This window comes from Cryobacterium cryoconiti, from assembly GCF_004403065.1.
Classification (GTDB): domain Bacteria; phylum Actinomycetota; class Actinomycetes; order Actinomycetales; family Microbacteriaceae; genus Cryobacterium; species Cryobacterium cryoconiti.
In genome coordinates, this window is record NZ_SOHA01000041.1 from 164521 (window position 1) to 190198 (window position 25678).

Genomic DNA, 25678 nt, shown 5'->3' on the forward strand with positions numbered 1-25678 from the left:
CCGTAAAGTATGATTTTTTTTCGGACGTGGACAATAACCGTTATCGTTGCTAACGATCATTGAATATCGACACGATCCTCTCAGCCGGCCCCTCGGTTCGCGCTGACCTGCACCGAGCGGGAATGACATATTAAGCGTGAACACCATAAGGAGATCCAGGTGGCATCAAAACCTGCTGCAGACATAATTAAAAGTATTGGAGGGGCCGATAACATCGTCGGCCTCACCCACTGTGCCACCCGGCTGCGTTTCACCCTCAAGGACGCATCGGGAATCGATCAGGCGGCCGTCGAGGCCCTGCCGGTCGTGCTCGGCGCAGTTCCCCAGAGCGGAAACCGCTACCAGGTTGTCATCGGCGGAGCCGTTGAGACCGTATACAACGACATTATGGCGCTTCCCGCAATGAAGAAGCACGCCGGCGACCACCACACGGGGGATTCGGCCGCGGACATCAAGGCCGCGGAGCGTGCGAAGGGACCACGCGGAAAGTTCTCCGGACTGGACACCTTCTTCGAGATCCTGTCCGACTCCTTCCGACCGATCCTCGGCGCCCTGCTCGGCGCCTCCCTGTTCATCACGTTCATGGCTCTGATGGCCACGCTCGGGGTCATCCCGTCCTGGAACGCACCGGGCGTCACGCTTGACCCGTCCTGGCAGTTCATCAACCTGATGTGGCAGGGCGTGTTCGTCTTCCTGCCGCTGATGGTCGCCTACAACGCGTCCAAGCGGCTCGGCGCCGACCCCTGGGTCGGTTTCGGCATCATGGCCGTCGTCATGCTTCCCGGCTTCAACGCTCTGGGTCTCACCGACGGCGCCGAGACCGTCTTCGGCGGCAAGGCAGCCGTTGTGCAGATCTTCGGGTTCCCGCTGACCGTGACCGACTACAGCTCGCAGGTGTTCCCGCCGCTGCTGATGGCGGTCGTGCTCGGCCTGCTGACCAAGTACCTGAAGAAGATCATCCCCTCCAGCGTTCAGCTGATCTTCGTGCCGTTCCTCAGCATGTTGATCATGATCCCGCTGACCGCCTTCCTGATCGGCCCGATCGGCGTGTACGGAGGAGCCGGACTCGGCAACTTCCTCAAGTCGATCAACGATTTCTCGCCGTTCATCTTCGCTGTCGTCATCCCGCTGGCCTACCCGTTCATGGTTCCGCTCGGACTGCACTGGCCGCTCAACGCGATCATGCTGCTCAACATCCAGTCCCTCGGCTATGACTTCATCCAGGGCCCCATGGGCGCCTGGAACTTCGCGTGCTTCGGAGCCACCGCCGGTGTTCTGTTCCTGTCGATCCGCGAAAAGGACCGCCTGATGAAGCAGACGGCAACCGGTGCTCTCGCGGCCGGCCTCCTGGGTGGTATTTCGGAACCCTCGCTCTACGGCATCCACCTGCGGTTCAAGCGCATCTACCCGCGGATGCTCGTGGGTTGCCTCGTCGGTGGTGTCATCATCGGCCTCGGCGGCGGCGTGAAGACCAGCGCGTTCGTCTTCACCTCGCTGCTGACCATCCCCGCGTTCGACAACATCCCGCTCTACGCGGGTGCCGTCGGCGCATCCTTCTTCACCGCGATGATCCTCGTGATCCTCTCCGGCTACAAGACGCCCGAGCAGAAGGCGGAATTCGCTGCTGCTCAGGCCACGGAAGCCGTCGCGGCCGACGAGGCAGCACCTGTCTCGACCCTTGCCGCCCCGGTTGCCGCTGGTGCAGCCGGCACCGGCACCGCGACCACCGTCGCCACGGTTCTGGCGACGATCGGTTCGCCCATCGCCGGCATCGTCGTTCCGCTCGCCGATGTTCCGGACCCCGTGTTCAGCAAGGGGATCGTCGGACTCGGCGTCGGGATCGACCCGACCGAGGACACCGTGTACGCACCTGGTGCGGGCAAGGTCCTCGTTGCCCAGCCGACCGGCCATGCCTTCGGGTTGCGTCTCGACAACGGGGTTGAACTGCTCATTCACGTGGGCATCGACACCGTGAACCTGGCCGGCAAGGGCTTCTCCGTCAAGGTCGCCGCCGGCGACCGTGTCGAGGCAGGCACCCCGCTGGTGACCTTCGACCGCTCGGTGATCGAGGCGGCCGGCTACTCGCTGATCACCCCGGTGCTCGTGACGAACCCGAAGAAGTTCGGTTCGGTCGACCAGGCAGCGTCAGGACAGGTGACGGTCGGAAGCCCGCTCATCACGGTCGACGCCAAGTAAGACACACCGCATAGAGAAGGTGGGCAGAGAATCCTCTGCCCACCTTCTTTGTGTGTCGGGAGGCTTTCCTAGCCGAAGACGGGCGGTGAGCCCGTGCCCTGCTCGATGATGCGGTCGAGCACCTCCGGTGCCGTGGTGTTCTCCCCCAGGCGGTTGGGCTTGCCTTCGCCGTGGTAGTCGCTGGAACCGGTGACGAAGAGCCCGTACTTCGCGGCGAGGGAACGCAGTCGGGCCGTCGCCTCCGGCTTGTTCTCCCGATGCTCGAGTTCGAGGCCGAACAGCCCGGCCTCGGCCAACTGCGCCAGGTGCGCCTCGGCGATCACGTCGCTGACCCCGCGCGTCGCGGGGTGGGCGATCACCGGCACGCCCCCGGCCGCCCGCACGAGGGAGATGGCCCGGAGCGGTTCCGGCGCGTAGTGCGGCTGGTAGTAGCCGGCCTCCCAGTGCAGGATCCCGGCGAACGCCTCACTCCGGGTGAGCGCGAACCCCCGTGCCACCAGGGCGTCGGCGATATGCGGCCGGCCGACGGTCGCATCCGGCGTGGTCTGAGCGAGCACGTCGTCCCAGGTGAGGGCGTAATCCACGCCGATGCGTTCCACCATCTGCTCGGCCCGCACCAGTCGGGCCTGGCGCACCCGGGCGGTCTCGGCCACGATGCCGGCGTTGGACGGGTCGAACAGGTACGCCAGCAGGTGCACGCTGGCGAAACCGACGCGGGTGCTGAATTCCATGCCCGGGATGAGGGTGATGCCCGCGGTGCGCGCTGCGGCGCTGGCCTCGGCCCAACCCGCGGTGGAGTCGTGATCGGTGAGCGCGACCGTGCCCAGGCCCGCGGCCACGGCGGCCCGCACGAGCTGAGACGGGGTTTCCGTGCCGTCCGACACGCTCGAATGGGTGTGCAGGTCGATCGGACCTCTGAATCGGCGTGCACCTGACATTCCCCCATGCTAGTTGCGCGGCAGGTCCGGCCCGTTCGAAGGCTTCCCAGCCAGGTCGTCTAGCGTGGTCGGACATGCTCAATCGACTCCTCAGCACCCTGTTCCTCGGCGCGTCCGCCGCCGTGCTGCTCGCGCTGGGCTGGCCGCAGCTTGTCGGCCTGCAGAACACCTGGGTGGCCGCGCACGCCGTTTCCCTGCGCGGCGTCGCCGTGGTGGTCGCGATCGCGCTGATCGCCGTGCTCCTTCTGCTCGTCGCCCTGTTCCGTCCGCTGCGCCCGGTGGCCGGGGGGCTGGTCGTGCTCCTCCTGCTCTTCGGCGCCGGAAACGCGGCCGTCCTGATGGTCCGGGGCGTCGGCGAGCCGGTCGGCACCCCTGCCGCCGCCGAGACGACGGATGCCGTCACGGTGCTCAGTTGGAACACCCTCGGCGACGAGCCGGGCGCCGACGCCATCGCCCGGCTCGCCCTCGACCAGAACGCCGACGTGATCACCCTGCCCGAGACCACGGAAGCCACCGGGGAAGCCGTGGCCGAGGCCATGCGCGAGGGCGGACGCCCGATGTGGGTGCACACCCTCGCCTTCGACCAGATCTCCAAGGCGCGCTCCACGACCCTGCTGATCAGCCCCGAACTCGGCGACTACACGGTCAGCAACGAGGCCGGCTCCGGCCCTCCCGGCAACACCAATGTGCTGCCGACCGTTGTCGCGACCCCCGTCGACGGCACGGGCCCGACCATCATCGCCGTGCACGCCGTGGCGCCCATCCGCTTCGAGATGTCCAACTGGCGCTCCGACCTGGACTGGCTCGCCGAACAGTGCACGGGCGACGACGTGATCATGGCCGGCGATTTCAACGCGACCCTCGACCATTTGAGCGGGCGTGAGACATCCGCCGGCGCCGTTCTCGGAGACTGCCGGGATGCCGCTTTGGCGACCGGTTCGGGGGCCGTCGGCACCTGGCCGACCTTCGCCCCGGCCCTGCTCGGCTCGCCCATCGACCACGTGCTGGCCACGCCGAACTGGCAGGTGCAGAGCATGAACGTGCTGGACTCGGAGGACGACGCCGGCAGCGACCATCGCCCGATCGTCGCCACCCTCACCCCGACCTCGTAAAGTGCCCGTTCCGGCCCGGAGTGCCCGCTCCAACGGGCACTCCGGGCCGGAACGGGCACTGTGGGGCGAGGAATGGGACAATGGGCCATGGCCAATTCCAGCGAAACCGCGATCACCCCTGCTCCCCGATCGAACGAGAACCGCTCGACGACACCCGGCTCAGCCGGATTCAAGGCGTACATCTCCAGTGAATGGGCCGAGCGCGCCGAGACGCTGCCGCCCGCCCGTGAGCAGGCGCCGTTCGCGAGCGCACGCCGCGACCGCCTCTCCGCGATGCACCCCGGACAGCGGTTGATCGTGCCGGCAGGTCGCCTCAAGCAGCGTTCCAACGACACCGACTACGCCTTCCGCGCCCACTCCGCATTCGCCCACCTCACCGGCTGGGGCAGCGACACCGAACCCGGTGCCGTGCTGGTGCTCGAGCCCACCGCGACCGGGCACGACGCCACAATCTACTTCCGCGAGCGTGCCGGCCGCGACTCGGACGAGTTCTACGCCAACCCCGAGATCGGTGAGTTCTGGATCGGCCCTCGCCCCTCGATCGCCCAGGTTGCCGGCGACCTCGGCGTGCAGGTGCGCGGCATCGCCGATCTGGCCCTGGTCCTGAACACCATCGACACCGAGACGGTCGTGCTGCGGGAGGCCGACCCGGACTTCACCACCCAGGTCGACGAGGGCCGCCTGCGGTTCGCCGCCGAGAAGGTGCTCACGACGGATGCGTCCGACTCCCCCTTCAGCCTCGAGGTCAACGGCGACCACGCCGCCGACGAGCAGTTCGCCCGCGGGCTGTCGGAGCTGCGCCTGGTCAAGGACGCCTATGAGATCGCCCAGATGCGCCTTGCCGTCGCGGCCACCGGGCGCGGTTTCGAAGACGTCATCAGGGACCTGCCCCGCTCGAGCACCCACCACCGCGGCGAACGCCTGGTCGAGGGTGTGTTCAACACGCGCGCCCGCACGGATGGAAATGCCGTCGGCTACGACACGATCGCGGCATCCGGCCCCCACGCCTGCATCCTGCACTGGACCCGCAACGACGGCGCCGTCGTGCCCGGCGACCTGATCCTGATCGACGCCGGCGTTGAGGTCGACAGCTACTACACCGCCGACATCACCCGCACCCTCCCGGTCGACGGCACCTTCACCGCCGTGCAGCGCCGCGTGTACGACGCGGTGCGTGAGGCAGCGGATGCCGCGTTCGCCGTGGCCGTGCCCGGTGCCGTGTTCCGCGACGTGCACGCCGCGGCGATGGCGGTCATTGCGCGGCACACGGCCGCGTGGGGCATGCTGCCCGTCACCGCCGAGGAGGCGCTCCTGCCCGACAACGGCCACCACCGCCGCTACATGGTGCACGGCACCAGCCACCACCTCGGGCTCGACGTGCACGACTGCGCTCAGGCCCGCCGCGAGATGTACATGGACGGCGTGATCGAGCCCGGCATGGTGTTCACCATCGAGCCCGGCCTCTACTTCCAGCCCGACGACCTGACCGTGCCGGCGGAATACCGCGGCATCGGCGTGCGGATCGAAGACGACATCCTGATCACCGTCGACGGCCCCGAGAACCTGTCGGCCGGCATCCCCCGCACCTCCGAGGCTGTGGAGGCCTGGATCGCCGCCCTCACCGCCTGATAATCCACGCGAGAGCGCAAAAATTGCCCCTTCACGACAGGTGAAGGGGCAATTTGTGCGCTCTCGCGAGTGCTTTAGGGCTGCGGAGCGGCGGGCGGCTCCTCGGCGCGCGGGGGCTCCGACGGATGCGGCGGGGCCGGCACCACCGCGGCGGCCGCGGCCTGCCCGGACAGCAGGTTGCGGGCGCGATTGACCAGGGCGCCGTCGACGATCACCTGATAGTTGCTGGCAATCACCTGCATGGTGGATGTGAAGTCGCGGCGACGGCGATTGAGTGCGGCACTGACCACTCCGAAGAGCATGCCGAACCCGGCGCCGATCATGACCGCGGCGAAGACGAACGGCAGGCCGGCGCCGTCGGGCGAGAAGATGAAGAACAGCAGTCCGAAGAACACGCCCAGCCAGGCGCCGGAGGCCGCACCGCCCAGCGCGACGCGCCCCCAGGTGAGTTTTCCGGTCACTCGCTCGACGCTCTTGAGGTCATTGCCGAGGATGGAGACCTGTTTCACCGGGAAGTCGGCCTTCGCCAGCGTGTCCACGACTTCCTGGGCCTCGCCGTAGGTCGCATACGTGGCGAGCACCTCGCCCTTGGGCAAAACGGGGAACAATGCGGCCCTGCGCCCGCCGAAGGGACTCTGATTGCTCATGACCTCATTCTTTCACAGGACCGATAGGCCCTGAAGGTGGCCTAGATTTGTACTGTGTCTGCCACCAGAGTCTTCGTTGCCCGTTTGGCCGGGTGTACCGTTTTCGACCCCGCCGGTGACCGCGTGGGCAAGGTCCGCGATGTTCTGGTGGTCTACCGAAAAAGCGACCCGCCCCTCGTCGTCGGCCTGATCGTTGAGATCCCGGGCAAACGGCGCGTCTTCGTGTCCATCGGACGCGTCACCAGCATCGGGTCGGGCCAGATCATCACCACCGGTTTGATCAACGTGCGCCGCTTCGAGCAGCGCGGCGGCGAAGTGCGCGTCATCGCCGAATTGCTCGGCCGCACGGTGGTCTTCAACGATGGTTCCGGCGAAGCAACCATCGAGGACGTCTCGATCGAGGAACTCCCCCAGGGTGGCTGGGCGATCAACCAGCTCTTCGTGCGCCGCCCCAAGACCAGCCTGTCCCTCTTCGCGAAGGGTGCCACGACGTTCACGGACTGGGCCGAGGTGCGCGAGCAGACCACCGAGGGCCAGGCCCAGTCCGCCGAGCAACTGATCGCCACCTACTCCGACCTCAAGCCCGCCGACCTGGCGAACACGCTGCTCGACCTGCCCCCGGAGCGCATGCACGAGGTTGCGGGTGAGTTGCCGGACGGCCGCCTCGCCGACGCCCTCGAGGAGATGCCGGAAAGCGAGCAGGTCAGCATCCTGACCCGTCTCGGCGACGCCCGCGCCGCCGACGTGCTCGACCACATGCAGCCCGACGACGCCGCCGACCTGATCGCGCAACTGCCCGAGGAACTCGGCGAACAGCTGCTCGACCTGATGGAGCCCGAGGAAGCCGACGACGTGCGGTTCCTGCTGACCTACGCGCCCGACACCGCCGGCGGCCTGATGACCACCGAGCCGATCATCGTCTCCGCCGACGCCACGGTCGCCGAGGGTCTCGCCCTGATCCGCCGCCACGACCTCGCGCCCGCTCTCGGCGCGGCGATCTGCGTGACCCTGCCGCCGTACGAGCCGCCCACCGGCCGCTTCCTCGGCATGGTGCATTTCCAACGGATGCTGCGTTACCCGCCCCACGAACGCCTCGGCACGCTGCTCGACCAGGGTCTCGATCCCGTTACCGCGGACACCTCGGCGGCGGAGGTCACCCGCATCCTCGCCAGCTACGACCTCGTCTCCGTGCCCGTGGTCGACGAGAACCACCGACTCGTCGGGGTGGTGACGATTGACGACGTTCTCGACTATCTGCTGCCCGACGACTGGCGCAGCCAGGACGGCAACGACGATGTGCGCCGCCGGGCCGAGGCCCGCACCGAACTGACCACGGGAAGCATCCCACTGCACCACGGACGGAGGACCGGCAATGGCCCGAGCTAACCGAGCGGATCTCCGCCTCGACTCCCCCAAGGGCCTGCGCGCCCCCGCGCTGGGACGCAAACGCAAGCGCAACCGGAACCGCCCCAGCCGCGACCGCTTCGGCCGGTTCACCGAAGCCATCGCCCGCGGCATGGGCACGCCGTGGTTCCTGCTCGGGCTCACCTTCTTCGCCGTCAGCTGGATCGCCTGGAACACGCTCGCGCCGGCGCAGTGGCGCTTCGACTCGGTCTCGCTCGGCTTCATCGCGCTGACCCTGGTCCTGTCCATGCAGGCCTCCTACGCGGCCCCGATGATCCTGCTGGCGCAGAACCGCCAGGACGACCGCGACCGGGTGCAGTTCGAACAGGACCGGCAGCGCGCCGAACGCAACCTCGCCGACACCGAGTACCTTGCCCGCGAGGTCGTGGCCCTGCGCCTCGGCATGAAGGACCTGGCCTCCCGCGACTTCCTCCGTTCCGAGCTGCGCGCCCTGCTCGAGAACCTGGAGGAGCGCGAAGATCAGGACAAACAGACCCGCAAGCGCGCCCGCAAAGGCGACCGGGATCGTGACCGTGACCGTGACGAGCGTCCGCCCGGTGTCTGACCCGCTCTTCTCCACCGACCAGGTGCTGGCGGCCCTGGCCCGGGTGATCGACCCGGAGATCCGCCGGCCGATCACCGACCTCGACATGGTCGCCGGGGTGGACATCGTGGACGGCCGCGCCCTGGTCGGCATCCGGCTCACCATCGCCGGCTGCCCGGCGGCGCGGCAGATCGAACGCGACGTGCTGCAGGCAGCAGAGTCCGTGGCCGGCCCCGGCAACGTCTCCGTCTCCGTCGACGTGATGACGCGCGAGCAGCGCCGCGCCATGACGGAGAAGCTGCGCGGCGGCACGGAAGCCCGCGGCAACCAGTTCGGCCCGGATTCCCTGACCCGGGTGTACGCCATCACCAGCGGTAAGGGCGGCGTCGGCAAATCGACCATCACCGCGAATCTGGGTGTGGCGCTGGCCGCCCGCGGTCTTCGGGTCGGCATCGTCGACGCGGATGTCTACGGGTTCTCCATCCCCGGACTCCTCGGCCTGGTCACCCCGCCCGACCCCGAGACGGGCAAGTCCGCCGCGGTCAAGCCGACCCAGGTCGGCGAGATGATCCTGCCGCCGATCGCGTTCGACGTGAAAGTGATCTCGATCGGCATGTTCGTGGAGGACGGCTCGGTCGCCGTCGCCTGGCGCGGCCCGATGCTGCACCGCACGATCACCCAGTTCCTCACCGACGTGTACTTCGGCGACCTGGACATCCTGCTGCTGGACCTGCCGCCGGGCACGGGTGACGTGGCCATCTCGGTCGGGCAGCTGCTGCCGCAGGCCGAGGTCATCGTGGTCACCACTCCGCAGCCGGCCGCGGCCGACATCGCCGAGCGCAGCGGCGTCGTCGCCCGCCAGACCGGCCAGACCATCTACGGTGTGATCGAGAACATGGCCGGCATCGTGCAGCCGGACGGCACGGTCCTCGAACTGTTCGGCTCCGGCGGCGGCGCCGAGGTCGCACGCCGGCTCGGCGCCGGTCAGGAGTCCCCCGTGCCACTGCTGGCGCAGGTGCCGCTCAGCGTGCCGCTGCGCAGCGGCGGGGACACCGGGGTGCCCGTGGTGCTGGGTGCGGCGTCAGACCCGGCCGCGGTGGCCATCCGTCTCCTTGCCGACCGTCTCGCCACCCGGGCGCGCGGACTTTCCGGGATGAGCCTCGGAATCACCCCGAAATAGCGGCCCGCCGCACCTAGACTTCGGGGATGCCTGCCTCCCCCCTTGACCCTGTCGAAATCGCGGGCCTCACCCGCGACGTGCGCTCCACCACCGGTGACACGATCCCCGTGATCGCGCCTTTCACCGGCCGGGTGCTGCACGAACTGCCGGTCAGCGGTGTGCACGATGTTCAGGATGCGTATTCCACGGCCCGCCTGGCCCAGCTCGCCTGGGCGCGGGCCGGGTTCGCCCGCCGCCGGGCGATCCTGCTGCGGGCGCACGACCTGATCCTCGAACGCACCACGGCGCTGCAGGACACCGTGCAGGCGGAGACCGGCAAGACCCGCGGCCAGGCCTTCGAAGAGGTCTTCCAGGCCGCCGGCGTCACCCGGTTCAACGCCCTCGCCGCCCGTGGCGTGCTGCGCGGCGGTCGGCGGAGAAGCGCGATCCCGCTCGTCATCACGACCGCGGTGCGCTACCGGCCGAAGGGCGTCGCCGGCGTCATCACCCCATGGAACTACCCGCTCAGCCTCGCCGCCATGGACGTCGTGCCGGCCCTCGCCGCGGGTTGCGGCGTGGTGCAGAAGGCCGATGACCAGGGCGCGCTCAGCGTCCTCTCGCTGCGCCGGGCGTTCATCGACGCCGGCGTGCCCGAGGGGCTCTGGGCCGTGGTCACGGGCGACGGCGCGGAGATCGGCGGGGCTGTGACCGGCGGGGCGGACTACGTGTGCTTCACCGGGTCCACCGCAACCGGCAAGAGGGTCGCGGCGCAGGCGGCCGGCACCCTCACCGGGGTCTCCCTCGAACTCGGCGGCAACAACCCGCTGATCGTGCTCGACGACGCCGACCCGGCCCGTGCGGCCGCTGACGCGGCCACGGCCTGCTTCACGGCGATGGGCCAGCTCTGCGTGTCGATCGAGCGCATCTACGTGCAGCGCGGGGTGGCCGACGCGTTCCTCCGCGAATTCGTGGCGGTCACCCGCTCTCTCCGGCTGGGCGCCGCGTACGACTACTCGACGGATGTCGGCTCCCTCACCTCCGAGGCCCAGCTGAACCGGGTGAGCGCCCGCGTGGCCGACGCGGTGGCACACGGCGCCACGGTGGAGGCCGGCGGCCGGGCCCGCCCCGACCTGGGACCGTTCTTCTACGAACCGACCGTGCTGACCGGGGTCACCGCCGAGATGGAGTGCTTCGCGTCGGAGACCTTCGGCCCCGTGGTCGCGGTGACCGTGATCGACTCGGAGCAGGAGGCCATCCTCGCCGCCAACGACAGCGACTACGGTCTCAACGCCTCGGTGTTCTCCGGCTCGGTGCGCCGGGCCCTGCGGGTGGCCGGCGCCATCGAAGCAGGCAGCGTGAACATCAATGAGGGCTACCGCGGGTCGTTCTCCTCCGTGGCGGCCCCGATGGGCGGCATGAAGCAGTCCGGCATAGGACGCCGCAACGGCCCGGAGGGGCTGCTGCGGTTCGTGGACGCGGTCACCGTCGCGCGGGCGACGGGACTCGTGCAGCTGCCCCGCACCGGCCGGGATTTCGAACGGCTGGCCCGGCCGATGCTGTTACTCGCCGCGGTGCTGAAAGGCGTGCGCCGCCGCTGAACCTGGGCGCGGAGCCGTCGACCGGCTCCGCGCCGCCGAGTCAGACCGTCAGTTTGGCTTCCGCCGCTTGCTGCTTCGCAGCCTGGTCGGCTGCCTTCGCCGACGCCTGCTTCGCCGCCTTCTGAGCTGCCTTCTTCGTGGCCTTCTTCTCCTGTTTCTTGATCTTGGCCTTGCCCTTGGGCTTCGCCGTGGGCTTGTCCAGCGTGGTCGTGATGTCCGGCACGGGGCGGTTCAGCTCGCGCGGCGGGCGCTCGTATTCGGCGCCGGCGGGACGCACCGGGATGGTCACCAGGGGCGGCTCGCGATGCGTGTAGGGAACGATTGACAGCAGGTGGCTGATCATGTTGAGGCGCGCGGCCCGCTTGTCCTCGCTCTCGACGACCCACCACGGGGCCTCGGGCAGATCGGTGTGCACGAACATCTCGTCTTTGGCGCGGGAGTAGTCGACCCACTTCGTGATTGAGAACAGGTCGGTCCCGGACAGCTTCCAGCGGCGCATGGGGTCGTTCAACCGCGACCGGAAGCGCCTCTCCTGCTCATGGTCCGACACCGAGAACCAGTACTTGACGAGCAGGATGCCGTCTTCGACCAGCATCCGTTCGAAGAGGGGCGCCTGGTGCAGGAACCGGCGGTACTCGTCGGGCGTGCAGTAGCCCATCACATGTTCGACGCCGGCCCGGTTGTACCAGGACCGGTCCATCAGCACGATCTCCCCGGTGGAGGGCAGGTGCTCGATGTAGCGCTGGAAGTACCACTGGCCCCGCTCGCGTTCGGTCGGCACCGGCAGGGCGACGATCCGGGCGACGCGCGGGTTCAGGAACTCGGTGACCCGCTTGATCGCAGACCCCTTGCCGGCCGCATCCCGGCCCTCGAAGATCACGACGATGCGGGCCCCGGATTCCTTCACCCATTCCTGCATGGCGACCAGCTCGGTCTGCAGTCGCCGCAACTCGGCGGAATAGACAGAGAGCGGAACCCGCTTGGGCTTCGCGCGATTGTTCGACGGGTTCGGCACGGTCACACTCCTCAGATACGTGCGTTCAGCGTAGCGTGCGCACCTAGCCCGTTCTCCCCGGCGTGCCTATTCTGTCGGCACAAGTCGGAGCCCGAGGGGACAGCATGTCGGAGCAGCACCGAACGCTCATCTCGTCGGTGCAGCGCGCCCTGGGCCTCGTGGACCTCGTCTCCGCATCGGCCCGGCCGCTCCCGGTCAAGGCCCTGGCCCGCACGTCCGGGCTCAGCCTCGGCACCACCTACAACCTCACCCGCACTCTCGTGTACGAGGGCTATCTGGCGGCCGAGCCCGACGGGCTGGTGCTCGGGGCCCGGTTTCCGACCCTGCGCGCCGACAGCGCTCCGGGCGAATTCCTGGCCCGCGTGCGGCAGACCCTCCGCGGGGTGGCCCGGGAGCATGGGGCTCCGGCGCACCTGTCACGGTTCGAGTCCGGCGAGGTCCGTCTCGTCGACGTCGTCGACGCCACCGGCACCCCGCGCCTCGACCTGCGCGACACCATGTCCGGGATCGCCCCGGCCGCAGCGATCGGCCGCCAGATCCTGGCGCAGCTGAGCCGTGAACAGCGCTCCGTGTACCTTGCCCGGTTTCCCGACGAGGCGCCGACCCTACTGGACATGGTCGACCTGCGGTCGTCCCGGCAGAGTCGCCGCCAGCCGAAACCGGATGCCGGGGGCATCCGTTCGGGCGACCGCCCCGTGGACTGCGTCGCGGTGCCCGTGCGCGCCCCGGGCGTCATCGCGGCGTTGGCCGTGTGCGTGCCGCCAGGCCGCGTCGGGCACGACCTCGACCTGGTGCTGCGACGGCTGCGGACCGCCGCCGGGTTGCTGTCCTGCCAGCTGGGAGCGGCTCAGGTGGCTTCGGAGTCGAAGGGCGCCGGCTGAGTGGCGGCCTCCCTGGCGCGTTTCCGCTGAAGGTAGGCCCCGTCGGGGTTCGGCGCGGCCCGCGATACGGTGGCCGACTGCGCCTTCAGTTCGTCTTCGTCGGTGAGCGCCTCCCGGATGATGCGGCGCGGGTCATACTGGCGGGGGTCGAGCTTCTTCCAGTCGACGTCGTCGAACTCCGGGCCCATCTCGTCCCGCATCCGATCTTTGGCACCGTTGGCCAGGTTACGGAGCTGCTTCACGAGGCGGGCCAGCTGGGCGGCGTAGTGCGGAAGCCTTTCGGGTCCGAGCAGGAAGACGGCGACAATGCCGATCAGCAGTATCTTCTCGAACGTCAAACCGAACATTCCCCCAGAATAACCCCCGGCGAGGCCTCCACCGACCATGCCCGGGCCCCCTTAGGCTTGACCCATTCACCTACTGGAGTTGCACTGTGTCTGACAAAGATCTGAACTGGAAATTCTCCGACGACTCAGTCGTGGAGTCCGACGCTGTGGCGCGGGCCAGACAGCAGTCCCTCGAACTCGGAATCGACGCGATCTCGCCCGCCGTCGGCGCGCAGTCGGCCGTGATCGCGGCCGCCACCGGTGCGCGCAGCATCCTCGAGGTCGGCACCGGCGCGGGCGTCTCCGGCATCTGGCTGCTCACCGGCGCCCCCGGCGCCACCCTCACCTCGATCGACACCGAGGTTGACCACCAGCAGCACGCCAAGGCCAACTTCGCCGAAGCTGGCATCCCCGCGAACCGGGCGCGCCTGATCACGGGCCGGGCGGCGGATGTGCTGCCCCGCATGAACGAGAACTCCTACGACATCGTCTTCGTCGACGCGGACCCGCAGTCCGTGATCGAGTACGTCGAGCACGCCCTGCGCCTGGCCCGCCCGGGTGGAACCGTCCTCGTGGCCCACGCGCTCTGGCGCGGCCGGGTGGCCAACCCGGCCCAGCGCGACGACGTGGCGACCGGGTTCCGCACCCTGCTCACCGTCATCGCCTCCTCCACCGCCGTCATCAGTGCCCTCTCCCCCGTCGGCGACGGCCTGCTGCAGATCACCAAGCTCCGCGCCTAGGCGGTCTCCCCGCCGGTGGTCGAGCCTGTCGAGTCCAGGCCCGTCGCTGGTCGAGCCTGTCGAGACCGAGCTTGTCGAGACCCAGGCGACCCGCCCCCGGGAACTCACGTCGACGTTGGTCGAGCTTGTCGAGACCGAGCTTGTCGAGACCCAGGCGACCTGCCCCCGGGAACTCACGCTGACGCTGGTCGAGCCTGTCGAGACCGAGCCTGTCGAGACCCGGGACCAGACCCCGCCCGATGTGCTCCCGCGGGCCGCCAGGTTCGGGTCGGGTCGTAGCAGTACGGTGCCCTGACTTCGGGTTTGCCGCGGATCATGCGGATTTCCCAGCCCGACGTGTCGATGCTGTGGTGGTGGTACCAGCAGAGCAACACCCCGTTGCCGATGTCGGTTTTCCCGCCTTGGTACCAGGGGATGACGTGGTGCACCTCGCACCAGGCTGCGGGCACGGTGCAGCCCGTGATGGCGCAGCCCCCATCGCGGGCGGCGATCGCGCGGCGCTGGGCCCGGTTGAAGAAACGTTTCTCGGTGCTCAGGGTGAGGACCTCGTTGTTCTCGCCGAACAGGACCTCCTGGAACCCGCCCGCGCAGAGGGCCTGCTTGACGGTTTTCAGTGAGACGGGAGCGTCGACGCCGTCGATCCAGCCCACACCGCGGCCCGCGGTCAGGTCGGCCTGGTTCACGTGGATCATGACCGTGGGCGCCGCCCCGCCCATGGTCGGGGTTCCCGCGTCGCGGGTGGCGGCCTCGAACACCCCGCGGAGGATGTCCGCGCGCTTCTGACCGCCGTTCCGGTCATCGCTCAGGGCCGCGGCCTCCGCACCCGGGATGAGCTGCCCGGCATTCATGCGCGCCTGTTCCTCGGCCGTGGGGAACGCCGGCGCGGCATGGGCGGAGAGATACGTGTCGAAGATGCCGTTCATGATGCCGCGAAGCTCGGGGGTGACCCCGCCCCGCAAAGGGTAGAGGCCGTCACGGAAGAGGCCGAACCCGACGGTGCTGCGGGCCTCGGCGACGGGCTCGTTCGGGGCGGTGCCGTCAGGGTCGAGGCGGGCCTGCCACTGCGTGGCCATCCCGCGCACCAGATCTGCCGGGAAGGCGAAGCCTTCGCCGGGAAGCCCGCGGGTCTCGTCCGTGATCGCACCCGTCGCACTGGCGACCAGGGCACGTTCGGCCGTGCCGAGGTCATCGGGTGCGACCCGGGCGGCGACCTTGTCGAGGGCCGTCACGATGTTCTCGGCCGCGTCGACACCGAGATCACCGGCGGTGAGGGCATCCGCCACGGCCGGGTAATACGGCGGCAACACGCTGGTGCCGGCCAGGCGCGGGGTGACGTTGTCGCCCAGCCGCACCCGCCGGGTCGCCTCCCGGGCGGAGATGCGGGCCAGACGCGTGATCAGGTCGGTACCGCTGGAGGCCCCGTTCTTGTAGGCCAACGAGTCGTGGCCGAGGATGCGGCGGGACCGCACCGAAATGTCGGCGGCGGAGGCGACCCTCGCAGCATCGACCCGACGGCCCAGATCTTCGACCGTGCCGAGCACCGCCATCGCATCCGCCTCGTTCAGCAAGGAGAAGGAGACCGAATCGAGCACAGTCGCGGCCAGATCACGCGCCTGCTGCAACTGCTCCAGGACGGAAGGCTGCACAGCGGAGGCTGCCACCTGGGTGGAGGTGGTCGGGTGGTGCGGAGTGGGAGCTCCTGCCATGCATTAATAGTAAATGACTTCGAATGATAAGTCAATAGATTTGGTGAATTTACGAAAGTAATTACTTTAAGCATCAGCGTCTTGACGGTAATTCGGAGATTTGTGGGGCGCGCCGGGTGAGTAGCCCGGGATGACGGCGTGTCGCGAAAAACTCCGAGATTAGCGTGAGGGCACGGATGCTGGCGGCCGAGTGTGAAGAATGGACTCGCCGGGGTTTCGACAAGCTCAACCACCGACAGGCTCAACCACCGGGGTTTCGACAAGCTCAACCACCGACAGGCTCAACCACCGGGTTTCGACAAGCTCAACCACCGACAAGCTCAATCACCGGGTTTCGACAAGCTCAACCACCGACAAGCCCGACCAGATTCTCCGCGGTGCGCCGGATGACGGTGGGAACCCCATCCGCCCCCGGCGGGCAAAAAAAACGGCCGCGCAGCGTGAGCTGCGCGGCCGTTCTGCGACTATACGGTCGGCTGGACTACGCCGGCAAGTGCATCGTGAAGCTCTTTGGCTTCAGCGTCGTTCACAGAGACGACAAGTCGGCCTCCACCTTCGAGCGGAACACGCACGATGATGAGGCGCCCCTCTTTTACAGCCTCCATTGGCCCGTCTCCGGTCCTTGGCTTCATGGCCGCCATGAACTCCCCTTCCATTCATTCGTCTGAACCTCCATTATCGACCATCCCGGCCCCAGACAGTAATTAGGGGGGTGTCCAGTCCGCACCGTCCACTCCCCAGCACAGCAGCAGCCAGCCCCACTGGCCGAGAATGCAGAGCAGGACGACGCCCGTCCGGTACCAGGGATTGCGTGGTTGGGCGATCGCGCCGAGCAGCGGGAACAGCGGCATCAGCAGACGGAACGTGCTCGACTGCGGGAAGAACACGGCCAGCAGGTAGAGGCCGTAGCTGGCCACCCAGAAGCGCAGATCGACGCCGAGCCGCCGCACGGCCGGGAGGAACAAGATCCCCCCGAAGGCCACGATCAGGACGACGACGACGACGATGCCGAGCGGTATCCCCAGCCACCAGACCCCGCTCTGGAACCAGGCGGTGAACGGAACGAGCTCCTGGTAGCCGATGTACGGCGCCCGCCAGGCCAGCTCGGTGCCGGTGTACGCCGTGACGCTGCCGGTCACGATCCAGGCCACGACCGGCCAGGCCACCCCGACCAGGGCGCTGAACCCGGCGACGGATGCCGCCAGCATCCGTTCGCCGAGCGGGAAGGGGTCTCTCGCCCGGGTGAGCCAGCGGTGCACGACGTGCAGACCGAGGGCCAGCGCGAAGGCCAGGGCACTGGGCCGGGTCAAGCCCATCACGGCGATGACCGGGAACAGCAGCACGTACCGCCGATCGAGCAGCAGGAGCAGCGCGAGGGTGAGCCAGAACAGGTACATCGACTCGGCGTAGCCGAACTGCAGCACGGGCGACAGCGGAGCCACGCAGAACAACAGCACCGAGAACAGGGCGGCCGACGGGTCCAGCACCCGACGCATCAGCCGGAAGAACAGCAGCGCGGTGCCCAGGCTGAACGCGGCCGACACGAACACGGCTGCCACGTCCCACGGCTGGCCGCTGAGGGCCATCAGCACCCGCACGGCAGCGGGGAAGCCCGGCATGAACGCCCACGCGTTCTCCGCGATCTGCCCCTCCGCCGTCACCGGCAGCGTGGCTGGGTAGCCGCTGATCGCGACGATGTTGTACCAGCGGGCATCCCACATGTTCGCGAACGCGGCGTAGCCCGGCGACGCCGCCGTCCACGCGTTGGCGCCCTGCACATTCGCGAGCAGCAGCACCAACGTCGTCGTGACCACCCGGGATGCCGCCCAGATCACGACGACCCTGGCCCACCAGGGGGTGGCCCGGTAGCCGGCCCGCCAGCGCGACGGTCGGACTGCGGGCGGGACGGACGCCGGTGTGGCCCGGCGCACGGGCGGCTGGAGGGGCTTGGCTACCGGACGCTTGCGCTCAGCCATGAGCGGAGCCCGTCCTCACAGTCCGTGATCTGCGACAGGGCGACCCGCTCGTCGTCGGCGTGGGCCTTGAGCGGGTCGCCGGGGCCGTAGTTGACGGCCGGGATGCCGAGGGCGGAGAAGCGTGCGACGTCGGTCCAGCCGTATTTGGGTTTGGCCTCGCCGCCGACCGCGGTCAGGAACTGCAGGGCGAGCGGGGCGTCCAGGCCCGGGCGGGCACCCTCGGCCTGGTCGACGACCGTGATCTCGTACCCCGCGAACAGTTCTTCGAGGTGCTCGACGGCCTGGGCGGAGGTGCTACTGGGCGCGAAGCGATAGTTGATGTGCACCATGCACTCGTCGGGGATGACGTTGCCGGCGATGCCGCCGCTGATCCCGACGGCGTTGAGGCCCTCACGGTAGACGAGCCCCTCGACCTCGACCTGGCGCGCCTCGTAGCCGGCCAGGAGGGTGAGGATGGGGGCGACCTTGTGGATGGCGTTCTCGCCCACCCAGCTGCGGGCGGAGTGCGCGCGCAGTCCGAAGGCGCGCACTTCGATGCGCACATTGCCGTTGCAGCCACCCTCGATCCGGCTGTTGGTCGGCTCGCCGAGGATGGCGAAGTCACCCTCGAAGAGATCGGGCCGGTTGCGGGCGAGGCGGCCGAGGCCGTTGAGCTCGTCGGCGACCTCCTCGTGGTCGTACCAGATCCAGGTCACGTCGACGCTGGGCGCGGTGAGCTCGGCGGCGAGCTTCAGTTGCACGGCCACGCCCGCCTTCATGTCGACCGTGCCACGGCCCCAGAGGTACTCGACGCCGTCGATGGTCTCGAAGCGGGTCGGCAGGTTGCGGTTGACGGGGACCGTGTCGAGGTGGCCGGCGATGATCACGCGCTGGGCCCGGCCGAGGGTGGTGCGGGCCACGACGGTGTCACCGTCCCGGATGATCTCGAGGTGCCCGTACCCGGCGAGCGCACGTTCCACGGCGTCGGCGACGGTGGTCTCGTTCCCCGAGACCGACTCGATGTCGCAGAGCGCACGGGTGAGCTCGATCGAGGTTTGGGAGAGGTCCAGGGTCACGGGGATTTGAGGCACTCTACTAATCTAGAGCCATGATCACCGCCGTGCCCCCGACATCCGTTGCCCCCTCGAACGCCTGGGGGTACGGCCTCGCCACCGTCGCCGGAGACGGCACCGTGCTGGATACCTGGTTTCCGGAGCCGCAGCTCGGCCCATTGCCGGCCGGCCGCGACCGTTGGATCGTGCCGTCCGAACTCGAGCAGTTCGCCCGGGAGGACCCGCGGCGCGCCGTGCGCCTCGAGGCGGTCACCGTGGAGATCGACCTCACCGCACCGCCGGCCGGAACCTCGGATGCCTACCTGCGCCTGCACCTGCTCTCGCACTTGCTGGCCCGCCCGAACACCCTCAACCTCGACGGCATCTTCGGTCACCTGCCCGCCGTGGTCTGGACCAACGCGGGGCCGATGCTGCCCGCCGATTTCACCCGTCTGCGGCCGTCCCTGCAGCGGCATGGAATCCAGGCCACCGGGATCGACAAGTTCCCGCCGCTGCTCAACTACGTCACGCCCGACCGTGTGCGGATCGCGGATGCGTCGCGGGTGCGTCTGGGTGCCCACCTCTCCCCCGGTACGACGGTGATGCACGAGGGCTTTGTGAACTTCAACGCGGGCACGCTGGGCGTCTCAATGGTCGAAGGGCGGATCTCCCAGGGCGTGGTCGTGGGCGATGGTGCCGACATCGGCGGCGGCGCGTCGATCATGGGCACACTGTCCGGCGGCGGCACCGAACGCGTGTCGATCGGCGAGCGGGCCCTGCTCGGCGCCAATTCCGGGGTGGGCATCTCGATCGGCGCGGACAGCGTCGTGGAGGCCGGGCTCTACGTGACGGCCGGAACCAAAGTCCTGCTGCCCGGGCAGCCGCGCACCGCCGACGGGAAGACGGCGTCGGTGAAGGCCGTCGAACTCTCCGGGGTCGCCAACCTGCTGTTCCGTCGCAACTCGGTCTCGGGTGCGGTTGAAGTGCTGCAGCGCAGCGGCACCGGCATCGTGCTGAACGCCCAGCTGCACGCCTGAGCAGGGAGGCCCCGCCGCCGGAAGTTTTTCCCGCGGCGGGGCCGGCCCGGAGTACGCTGCCGTCACAAAGGAGTGACGTGGGAACCGACGCACCGCGCAGCAAACGCCACCGCCGGGTGGGGCCGGCTCTGATCGCGGTCGCCGTGGTCGTGACCCTGACCCTGGCAGGCATCGGAACCGGAATCTGGACCGTGACCCGCTCCTTCCCCCAGTTCGCGGGTGAGGCACGGCTGCCCGGCCTGGGCGCCGAGGTCACGGTGTACCGGGACGAGGCGGGCATCCCCCAGATCGTGGCCGACACCGCCGGCGACCTGTTCCGTGCCGAGGGTTACGTGCACGCCCAGGACCGGTTCTGGGAGATGGATTTCCGGCGGCACGTGACGAGCGGGCGGCTGGCCGAACTCTTCGGGGAGAGCCAGGTGGCCACCGACACCTTCATCCGCACGCTGGGCTGGCGGGCCGTAGCCGAGCAGGAGGTCGCGTTGCTCGACCCGGTCACCGCCGGCTACTACCAGGCCTATGCGGACGGCGTGAACGCGTATCTGGCCACGCACACAGGCCCTGACCTCTCCCTCGAATACGTGGCCCTGGGACTGCAGAACCCCGGCTATACGCCCGAGCCGTGGACTCCGGCCGACTCCGTGGCCTGGCTCAAGGCGATGGCCTGGGACCTGCGCTCGAACCTTGACGACGAGATCGACCGGGCACTGCTCTCGGGCAGTTACAGTCCCGCGGAAATCGAGCTGCTGCATCCGTCGTACCCGTTCGCCGCCCACCCGACCATCGTCGACGGGGCCCCGGCCCCGGCCGCCGAGGCCGAGGCCGCACCCGAGGAGACGCAGCCGGAGACGGCATCCGCCCTCACCGGGCTCGCGGGCACGCCCGCCCAGCCGGCCCTGGCCTCCTCGCTCACGGGGCTGCGAGCCGCACTCGCCGGCGTGCCCGAGCTTCTCGGCCCGGCCGGTGGGGAAATCGGCTCCAACTCCTGGGTGGTCGCCGGCGAGCACACCGACACCGGTGCGCCGATCCTCGCCAACGATCCGCACCTCGGCGCGGTGATGCCGTCGGTCTGGTACCAGGTGGGGCTGCGCTGCCGCACCGTGAGCGCGGACTGCCCGTTCGATCTGGCCGGGTACGGCTTCTCCGGCCTGCCCGGAATCATCATCGGCCACAATGCGAAGATCGCGTGGGGATTCACCAACCTCGGGCCGGATGTCGCAGACCTCTACCTGGAGAAGGTCACCGGGGACACGTATGAGTATGACGGGGCGCAGAAGCCCCTGCAGCTGCGCAGCGAGACGATCAGGGTCGCCGGCGGGGACCCGGTGCGGATCGAGATCCGGGCCACCGAACACGGTCCGATCGTGAGCGGGCTGGGCGGCACCGTCTTCCCGGCGATCGCGAACGAGTACCCGTCGGCGATCGACCTGCCGGCGGCGGACGCGCCGGCAGCCGGTGACGCGACGGATGCCGCGGCCGACGCGGGTGCCAGCGGCGCCGCCGCCGAACCCACCGTCTACGCGCTCTCGCTACAGTGGACGGCCCTGACGCCGGGGCGCACGGCATCCGCCGTCTTCGCGCTCGGAGCGGCGACCGACTGGGCGAGCTTCCGTCAGGCGGCCGAGCTGTTCGATGTGCCGTCGCAGAACCTCGTCTACGCCGATGTGGACGGCAACATCGGCTACCAGGCGCCGGGGCTGATCCCGATCCGCCGGGCGGGCGACGGCACCGTGCCGGTTCCCGGCTGGACGAGCGCGTACGGCTGGGACGGCTTCATCCCGTTCGATGCGCTGCCGCAGATTTTCAACCCGCCCCGCGGCTTCATCGTGACGGCGAACAATTCCCCGGTCGGCCCGGACTACCCCTACCTGATCACCAAGGACTGGGATCTCGGCTACCGGGCGGCGGAGATCACCCGGCGGCTGCAGGCCCGCATCGACTCCGGAACCCCCGTGACGACCGCGATGATGAGCGAGATCCAGGGTGACACCTACAACCCGCTGGCGGCGGCGCTGGTGCCCGTGCTGCAGGACATCGAGACGACCGGCGCGACCCGGGACGCGCTCGCCCTGTTCGACGGCTGGGACTACCACCTCGACGCCGGCAGCGCCGCCGCCGCGTACTTCAACATCGTCTGGCGCAACCTGCTCTCGGTCATGTTCGACCAAAAACTCCCGGAGGGCACCGCGTTCACCGGTGGTGACCGTTCCTTCGCCGTTGTGATCGCCCTGCTCGACACCCCCGAGTCACCGTGGTGGGACAACGACCGGCTCGGCTCCGGCGGCCGCGACAGCATGCTTGAACGTGTGCTCGTCCGGGCCGCGGCCGAGGGCGAGAAGCTGATGGGTGCGGATGTCGCCGGCTGGGAATGGGGCCGGATCCACACGCTCGAGGTGACGCACTCCAGCTTCGGGGAGTCGGGGATCGCCCCGCTGGAGTGGCTCTTCAACCGGGGACCGTATGAGGTCGCGGGCGGCTCCAGCGTGATCGACGCCGTCGGCTGGGATGCGACCATCGGCTACACCGTGGACTGGGTGCCGTCGATGCGGCAGGTGGTGAGCCTGGCCGACTGGGACGACTCGACCTGGCTGAACCTGACCGGAAGCTCGGGACACGCATTCCACCCGAACTACGACGACCAGACCGTGCTCTGGCAGGAGCACCGCACCCGGCCGTGGCTCTTCTCACTGGCAGCCGTGAAGCAGGCCGCCACCCACACGCTGCTGCTCACCCCGGACGTGACGGGGCCGGACCGCGAACACGGCCCGGCCGTCAATCGCTAGCGGCGCGGGAAGTCGCGCGCCGGCTCACCGATGTACAACTGCTGGGGGCGACCGATCTTGGTCGTCGGGTCCTCGTTCATCTCGCGCCAGTGCGCCACCCAGCCGGGCAGACGGCCGATCGCGAAGAGCACCGTGAACATGCTGGTCGGGAAGCCCATCGCCTTGTAGATCACGCCGGTGTAGAAGTCCACGTTCGGGTAGAGCTTGCGCTCCTTGAAGTAGTCGTCGTTGAGCGCGATGTGCTCGAGTTCCTTGGCGATGTCGAGCAGGTCGTCCTTGACGCCCAGGGCGGCGAGCACCTCGTCGGCGCTCTCCTTGACCAGGGTGGCCCGGGGGTCGTAGTTCTTGTACACCCGGTGGCCGAAGCCCATCAGGCGCACGCCCTGCTCCTTGTTCTTGACCCGTTCGACGAACTTCTCCACGCCTTCGCCGGATGCCTTGATCTCACCGAGCATCTTGAGCACGGCTTCGTTCGCGCCACCGTGCAGCGGACCGGACAGCGCGTTGATGCCCGCGGACACCGACGCGAACAGGTTCGCCTCGGTGGATCCGACCAGGCGCACGGTCGAGGTCGACGCGTTCTGCTCGTGGTCTTCGTGCAGCATCAGCAGGCGTTCGAGGGCCTTGCTGACAACGGGGTTCACCTCGTAGGGCTCGGCGAGGGTGCCGAAGATGAGGCGCAGGAAGTTGTCCACGTAACCGAGCGAGTTGTCGGGGTACAGGAACGCCTGACCGATGCTCTTCTTGTAGGCGTACGCCGCCATGACCGGCAGCTTGGAGAGCAGGTGCACGGTGGCAAGCTCGACCTGTTCCAGATTCTTGGGGTCGAGGGAGTCCTGGTAGTACGCGGCCAGGGCGGACGTGCCGGCGGAGAGCACGGCCATCGGGTGCGCGTTGTACGGCAGCACGTCGAAAAGGCGTCGCAGGTCTTCGTGCAGCAGCGTGTGCCGACGGATGCGCGTGTCGAAGGCCTCGAGTTCACTCGCACTGGGCAGGGAGCCGTAGATCAGCAGCCAGGCGGTCTCAAGGAAGTTGGAGTTCTGGGCGATCTGCTCGATCGGATAGCCCCGATAGCGCAGGATGCCCTTCTCACCGTCGATGAACGTGATGGCCGACCGCGTGGCGGCGGTGTTCACGAAGCCGGAGTCGAGGGTGATCAGGCCCGACTTGCGGGTCAGAGTCGAAATGTCGATGCCGGACGCACCGGCCGTGCCGCGCACGATCGGGAACTCGGCGGATCCGCCCGGAAACGACAGCGTCGCCTGTTTGGGTTCGATGGATGGCGTTCGCTCGGCGATGTCGCTCACGGCGGCTCCCTGGGTCTGACTGAGTGTCACTGAATATCACTACCTAACCGTCTGGTGGCTGACCGTCTGTGGCGATTGGCCACAGCACACCGATGTGTCTGGAGACGTCAACGCGGGTACAGCCTAATAGGCCGAGCCGCCTACTGTTGCATCCACCAAGAAAGCCAACTTCTCCTTGGAGGGAGTTGACAAATGGGGATCTGTGGATCTACCCGGCGTACAACCGGCTCGCGGCGGCCGCCACGCGTTCGTCCGTGGCGGTGAGCGAGAAGCGAACGTGCTGCGGATAGCCGTCACCGTAGAACGGCCCCGGCCCGGCAAGGATGCCCCGGTCTGCGAGCCCGCCGATCGACTCCCAGGCAGGGCGCCCTTCGGTGGCCCAGAGGTACAGACCGGCCTCGCTGCGGGTGATGCGGAAACCCGCCGCGACCAGGGCGGGCAGCAGAACCTCGCGGCGCGCCTGGTAGCGGCGGCGCTGCACGGCGACGTGCTCGTCGTCGCCGAGCGCGGCCACCATGGCGGCCTGCAGCGGCGCGGGAAGCATGAGACCGGCGTGCTTGCGCACCGTCAGAACCCGGGCCAGCAGTTGTGAGCAGCCGGCCGCGAACGCACCTCGGTAGCCGGCCATATTCGACTGCTTGCTCAGGGAATACAGCGCCAGCACATTGCGGCGGTCCTGACCGATCACGCGCGGGTCCAGGACGCTGGGGGTCGGCTGCTTGTCCCAGCCGTCGGTCCAGCCGAGTTCGGCGTAGCACTCGTCGGAGACGATCACCGCGCCCAGTTCGCGCGCGCGGGCGACGGCGGCCCGTAACTCGTCGACCGACAGCACCCGGCCGTCCGGGTTGCCCGGACTGTTCAGCCAGATCAGCTTCGTCGACGCGGGCCAGTCCGCGGGGTCGTCAGCGGCGAGCGCGTCGGCGCCGGCCATGGCCGCGCCGATGCTGTATGTCGGGTAGGCGGCGAGCGGGTGCACGATGGTGTCGCCCTCGCCGAACCCGAGCATGAAGGGCAGCAGTGCCACCATTTCCTTCGACCCGATGGTCGGCAGCACGTTCTTCTCGGTGAGGCCGGTGACGCCGCGACGGCGCTCATACCAGTCGATGATCGCCCGCTGCAGCTCGGGCGTGCCGGCGGTCTGCGGGTAGGCGTGGGCGTCGGTCGCGTGGGACAGTGCGTCGCGGATGACCTCGGGGGTCGGATCCACGGGCGAGCCGATCGACAAATCGACGATGCCGCCCTCGTGCGCACGGGCCCGGGTCATGAAGGGGACCATCTGGTCCCACGGATAGTCCGGGAGCGGTTTCAGCACGACGGATCAGACCTGCGGAGGCAGCACGGCGATGATCGGGTGGTCCTTGTGGATCACGCCGACCTTGGCTGCTCCACCGGGGGACCCGATGTCGTCGAAGAACTCGACATTCGCCTTGTAGTACTCGGCCCACTGCTCGGGCACGTCGTCTTCGTAGTAGATGGCCTCGACCGGGCACACCGGCTCGCAGGCGCCGCAGTCCACGCACTCATCGGGGTGGATGTACAGAGAGCGGTCACCCTCATAGATGCAGTCGACCGGGCATTCGTCGACGCAGGCGCGGTCCTTCACATCGACGCACGGCAAGGCAATGACGTATGTCACGTTGGAGGGCTCC

The 25678-nt window shown here is 68.7% G+C and carries 22 protein-coding genes; 11 read left to right on the forward strand and 11 right to left on the reverse strand.

Translation table 11 applies throughout. The annotated features are described in order from the left end of the window. The first annotated feature begins 159 nt into the window (after positions 1-159). Positions 160-2196 (forward strand): glucose PTS transporter subunit IIA, encoded by a 2037-nt coding sequence (locus E3T49_RS15080; protein WP_134425715.1) that lies wholly within the window; start codon positions 160-162, stop codon positions 2194-2196. A gap of 68 nt (positions 2197-2264) precedes the next feature. On the opposite strand, the gene E3T49_RS15085 is transcribed toward E3T49_RS15080, so the two are convergent. Then, entirely contained in the window at positions 2265-3134 is an 870-nt protein-coding gene (locus E3T49_RS15085) for a PHP domain-containing protein (RefSeq protein ID WP_134425716.1), read from the reverse strand. A gap of 74 nt (positions 3135-3208) precedes the next feature. Between E3T49_RS15085 and E3T49_RS15090 the strand changes: the two genes are divergently transcribed. Next, positions 3209-4246: an endonuclease/exonuclease/phosphatase family protein gene (locus E3T49_RS15090; protein WP_134425717.1), complete on the forward strand. Its 1038-nt coding sequence runs from the start codon at positions 3209-3211 to the stop codon at positions 4244-4246. A gap of 72 nt (positions 4247-4318) precedes the next feature. Beyond that, positions 4319-5875, forward strand: coding sequence for an aminopeptidase P family protein (locus tag E3T49_RS15095; RefSeq protein WP_420898563.1), 1557 nt, complete (start codon positions 4319-4321; stop codon positions 5873-5875). 74 nt (positions 5876-5949) lie between these two features. Here the strand turns inward: E3T49_RS15095 and E3T49_RS15100 are convergent, their stop codons facing one another. After that, positions 5950-6522, reverse strand: a complete 573-nt coding sequence (locus E3T49_RS15100; protein WP_134425719.1) for a YflT domain-containing protein — start codon at positions 6520-6522, stop codon at positions 5950-5952. A 54-nt stretch (positions 6523-6576) separates the two neighbouring features. Here E3T49_RS15100 and E3T49_RS15105 point away from each other — a divergent pair, with 54 nt between their 5' ends. Genes E3T49_RS15105 through E3T49_RS15120 form a run of 4 tightly spaced genes read left to right on the forward strand, consistent with a single transcriptional unit; the run spans position 6577 to position 11227 of the window. Next, complete coding sequence (locus tag E3T49_RS15105; RefSeq protein ID WP_134425720.1) at positions 6577-7908, forward strand: magnesium transporter MgtE N-terminal domain-containing protein; 1332 nt, start codon at positions 6577-6579, stop codon at positions 7906-7908. Beyond that, on the forward strand, positions 7895-8491 hold the full coding sequence (locus E3T49_RS15110; RefSeq protein WP_134425721.1) for a DUF1003 domain-containing protein: 597 nt from the start codon (positions 7895-7897) through the stop codon (positions 8489-8491). The genes E3T49_RS15105 and E3T49_RS15110 overlap by 14 nt, the downstream gene beginning before the upstream one ends. Beyond that, complete coding sequence (locus E3T49_RS15115) at positions 8484-9650, forward strand: P-loop NTPase (RefSeq protein ID WP_134425722.1); 1167 nt, start codon at positions 8484-8486, stop codon at positions 9648-9650. The genes E3T49_RS15110 and E3T49_RS15115 overlap by 8 nt, the downstream gene beginning before the upstream one ends. 26 nt (positions 9651-9676) lie before the next feature. After that, positions 9677-11227, forward strand: coding sequence for a succinic semialdehyde dehydrogenase (locus E3T49_RS15120; protein WP_134425723.1), 1551 nt, complete (start codon positions 9677-9679; stop codon positions 11225-11227). Positions 11228-11267: 40 nt separating this feature from the next. On the opposite strand, the gene ppk2 is transcribed toward E3T49_RS15120, so the two are convergent. Then, positions 11268-12242 (reverse strand): polyphosphate kinase 2, encoded by a 975-nt coding sequence (ppk2, locus tag E3T49_RS15125; protein WP_134425724.1) that lies wholly within the window; start codon positions 12240-12242, stop codon positions 11268-11270. Positions 12243-12346: 104 nt separating this feature from the next. Between ppk2 and E3T49_RS15130 the strand changes: the two genes are divergently transcribed. After that, entirely contained in the window at positions 12347-13123 is a 777-nt protein-coding gene (locus tag E3T49_RS15130) for an IclR family transcriptional regulator (protein WP_134425725.1), read from the forward strand. On the opposite strand, the gene E3T49_RS15135 is transcribed toward E3T49_RS15130, so the two are convergent. Then, positions 13090-13470, reverse strand: a complete 381-nt coding sequence (locus E3T49_RS15135) for a sec-independent translocase (RefSeq protein ID WP_134425726.1) — start codon at positions 13468-13470, stop codon at positions 13090-13092. The two genes, E3T49_RS15130 and E3T49_RS15135, sit on opposite strands and share 34 nt — an antisense overlap. An 86-nt stretch (positions 13471-13556) precedes the next feature. On the opposite strand from E3T49_RS15135, the gene E3T49_RS15140 reads away from it, so the two are divergent. Beyond that, positions 13557-14189, forward strand: coding sequence for an O-methyltransferase (locus E3T49_RS15140; protein ID WP_134425727.1), 633 nt, complete (start codon positions 13557-13559; stop codon positions 14187-14189). A 173-nt stretch (positions 14190-14362) separates the two neighbouring features. Here E3T49_RS15140 and E3T49_RS15145 read toward each other — a convergent pair whose 3' ends face one another. From E3T49_RS15145 to dapE, 4 genes are all read right to left on the reverse strand, one after another. Next, a complete protein-coding gene (locus E3T49_RS15145) occupies positions 14363-15895 on the reverse strand; it encodes an HNH endonuclease signature motif containing protein (protein ID WP_134425728.1) in 1533 nt (510 codons plus the stop codon). Between the two features lie 464 nt (positions 15896-16359). After that, positions 16360-16536, reverse strand: a complete 177-nt coding sequence (locus E3T49_RS15150; protein ID WP_104099180.1) for a DUF3117 domain-containing protein — start codon at positions 16534-16536, stop codon at positions 16360-16362. A gap of 63 nt (positions 16537-16599) precedes the next feature. Beyond that, on the reverse strand, positions 16600-17871 hold the full coding sequence (locus E3T49_RS15155; RefSeq protein ID WP_134425729.1) for a glycosyltransferase family protein: 1272 nt from the start codon (positions 17869-17871) through the stop codon (positions 16600-16602). Beyond that, entirely contained in the window at positions 17847-18932 is a 1086-nt protein-coding gene (gene dapE / locus E3T49_RS15160; RefSeq protein ID WP_134425776.1) for a succinyl-diaminopimelate desuccinylase, read from the reverse strand. Before dapE ends, E3T49_RS15155 begins: the two co-directional genes overlap by 25 nt. A 26-nt stretch (positions 18933-18958) precedes the next feature. Between dapE and dapD the strand changes: the two genes are divergently transcribed. Beyond that, on the forward strand, positions 18959-19939 hold the full coding sequence (dapD, locus tag E3T49_RS15165; RefSeq protein ID WP_134425730.1) for a 2,3,4,5-tetrahydropyridine-2,6-dicarboxylate N-succinyltransferase: 981 nt from the start codon (positions 18959-18961) through the stop codon (positions 19937-19939). Positions 19940-20016: 77 nt separating this feature from the next. After that, the gene (locus E3T49_RS15170) at positions 20017-22722 is read left to right on the forward strand and encodes a penicillin acylase family protein (RefSeq protein WP_134425731.1); all 2706 of its coding nucleotides are present in this window, start codon (positions 20017-20019) and stop codon (positions 22720-22722) included. On the opposite strand, the gene E3T49_RS15175 is transcribed toward E3T49_RS15170, so the two are convergent. From E3T49_RS15175 to fdxA, 3 genes are all read right to left on the reverse strand, one after another. Further along, entirely contained in the window at positions 22719-24020 is a 1302-nt protein-coding gene (locus E3T49_RS15175; RefSeq protein ID WP_134425777.1) for a citrate synthase, read from the reverse strand. The genes E3T49_RS15170 and E3T49_RS15175 overlap by 4 nt on opposite strands. Positions 24021-24237: 217 nt before the next feature. Then, positions 24238-25341 (reverse strand): succinyldiaminopimelate transaminase, encoded by a 1104-nt coding sequence (gene dapC, locus E3T49_RS15180; protein ID WP_277613109.1) that lies wholly within the window; start codon positions 25339-25341, stop codon positions 24238-24240. Positions 25342-25347: 6 nt separating this feature from the next. Continuing rightward, positions 25348-25665, reverse strand: coding sequence for a ferredoxin (gene fdxA / locus E3T49_RS15185; RefSeq protein WP_104099174.1), 318 nt, complete (start codon positions 25663-25665; stop codon positions 25348-25350). Between the last annotated feature and the right edge of the window lie 13 nt (positions 25666-25678).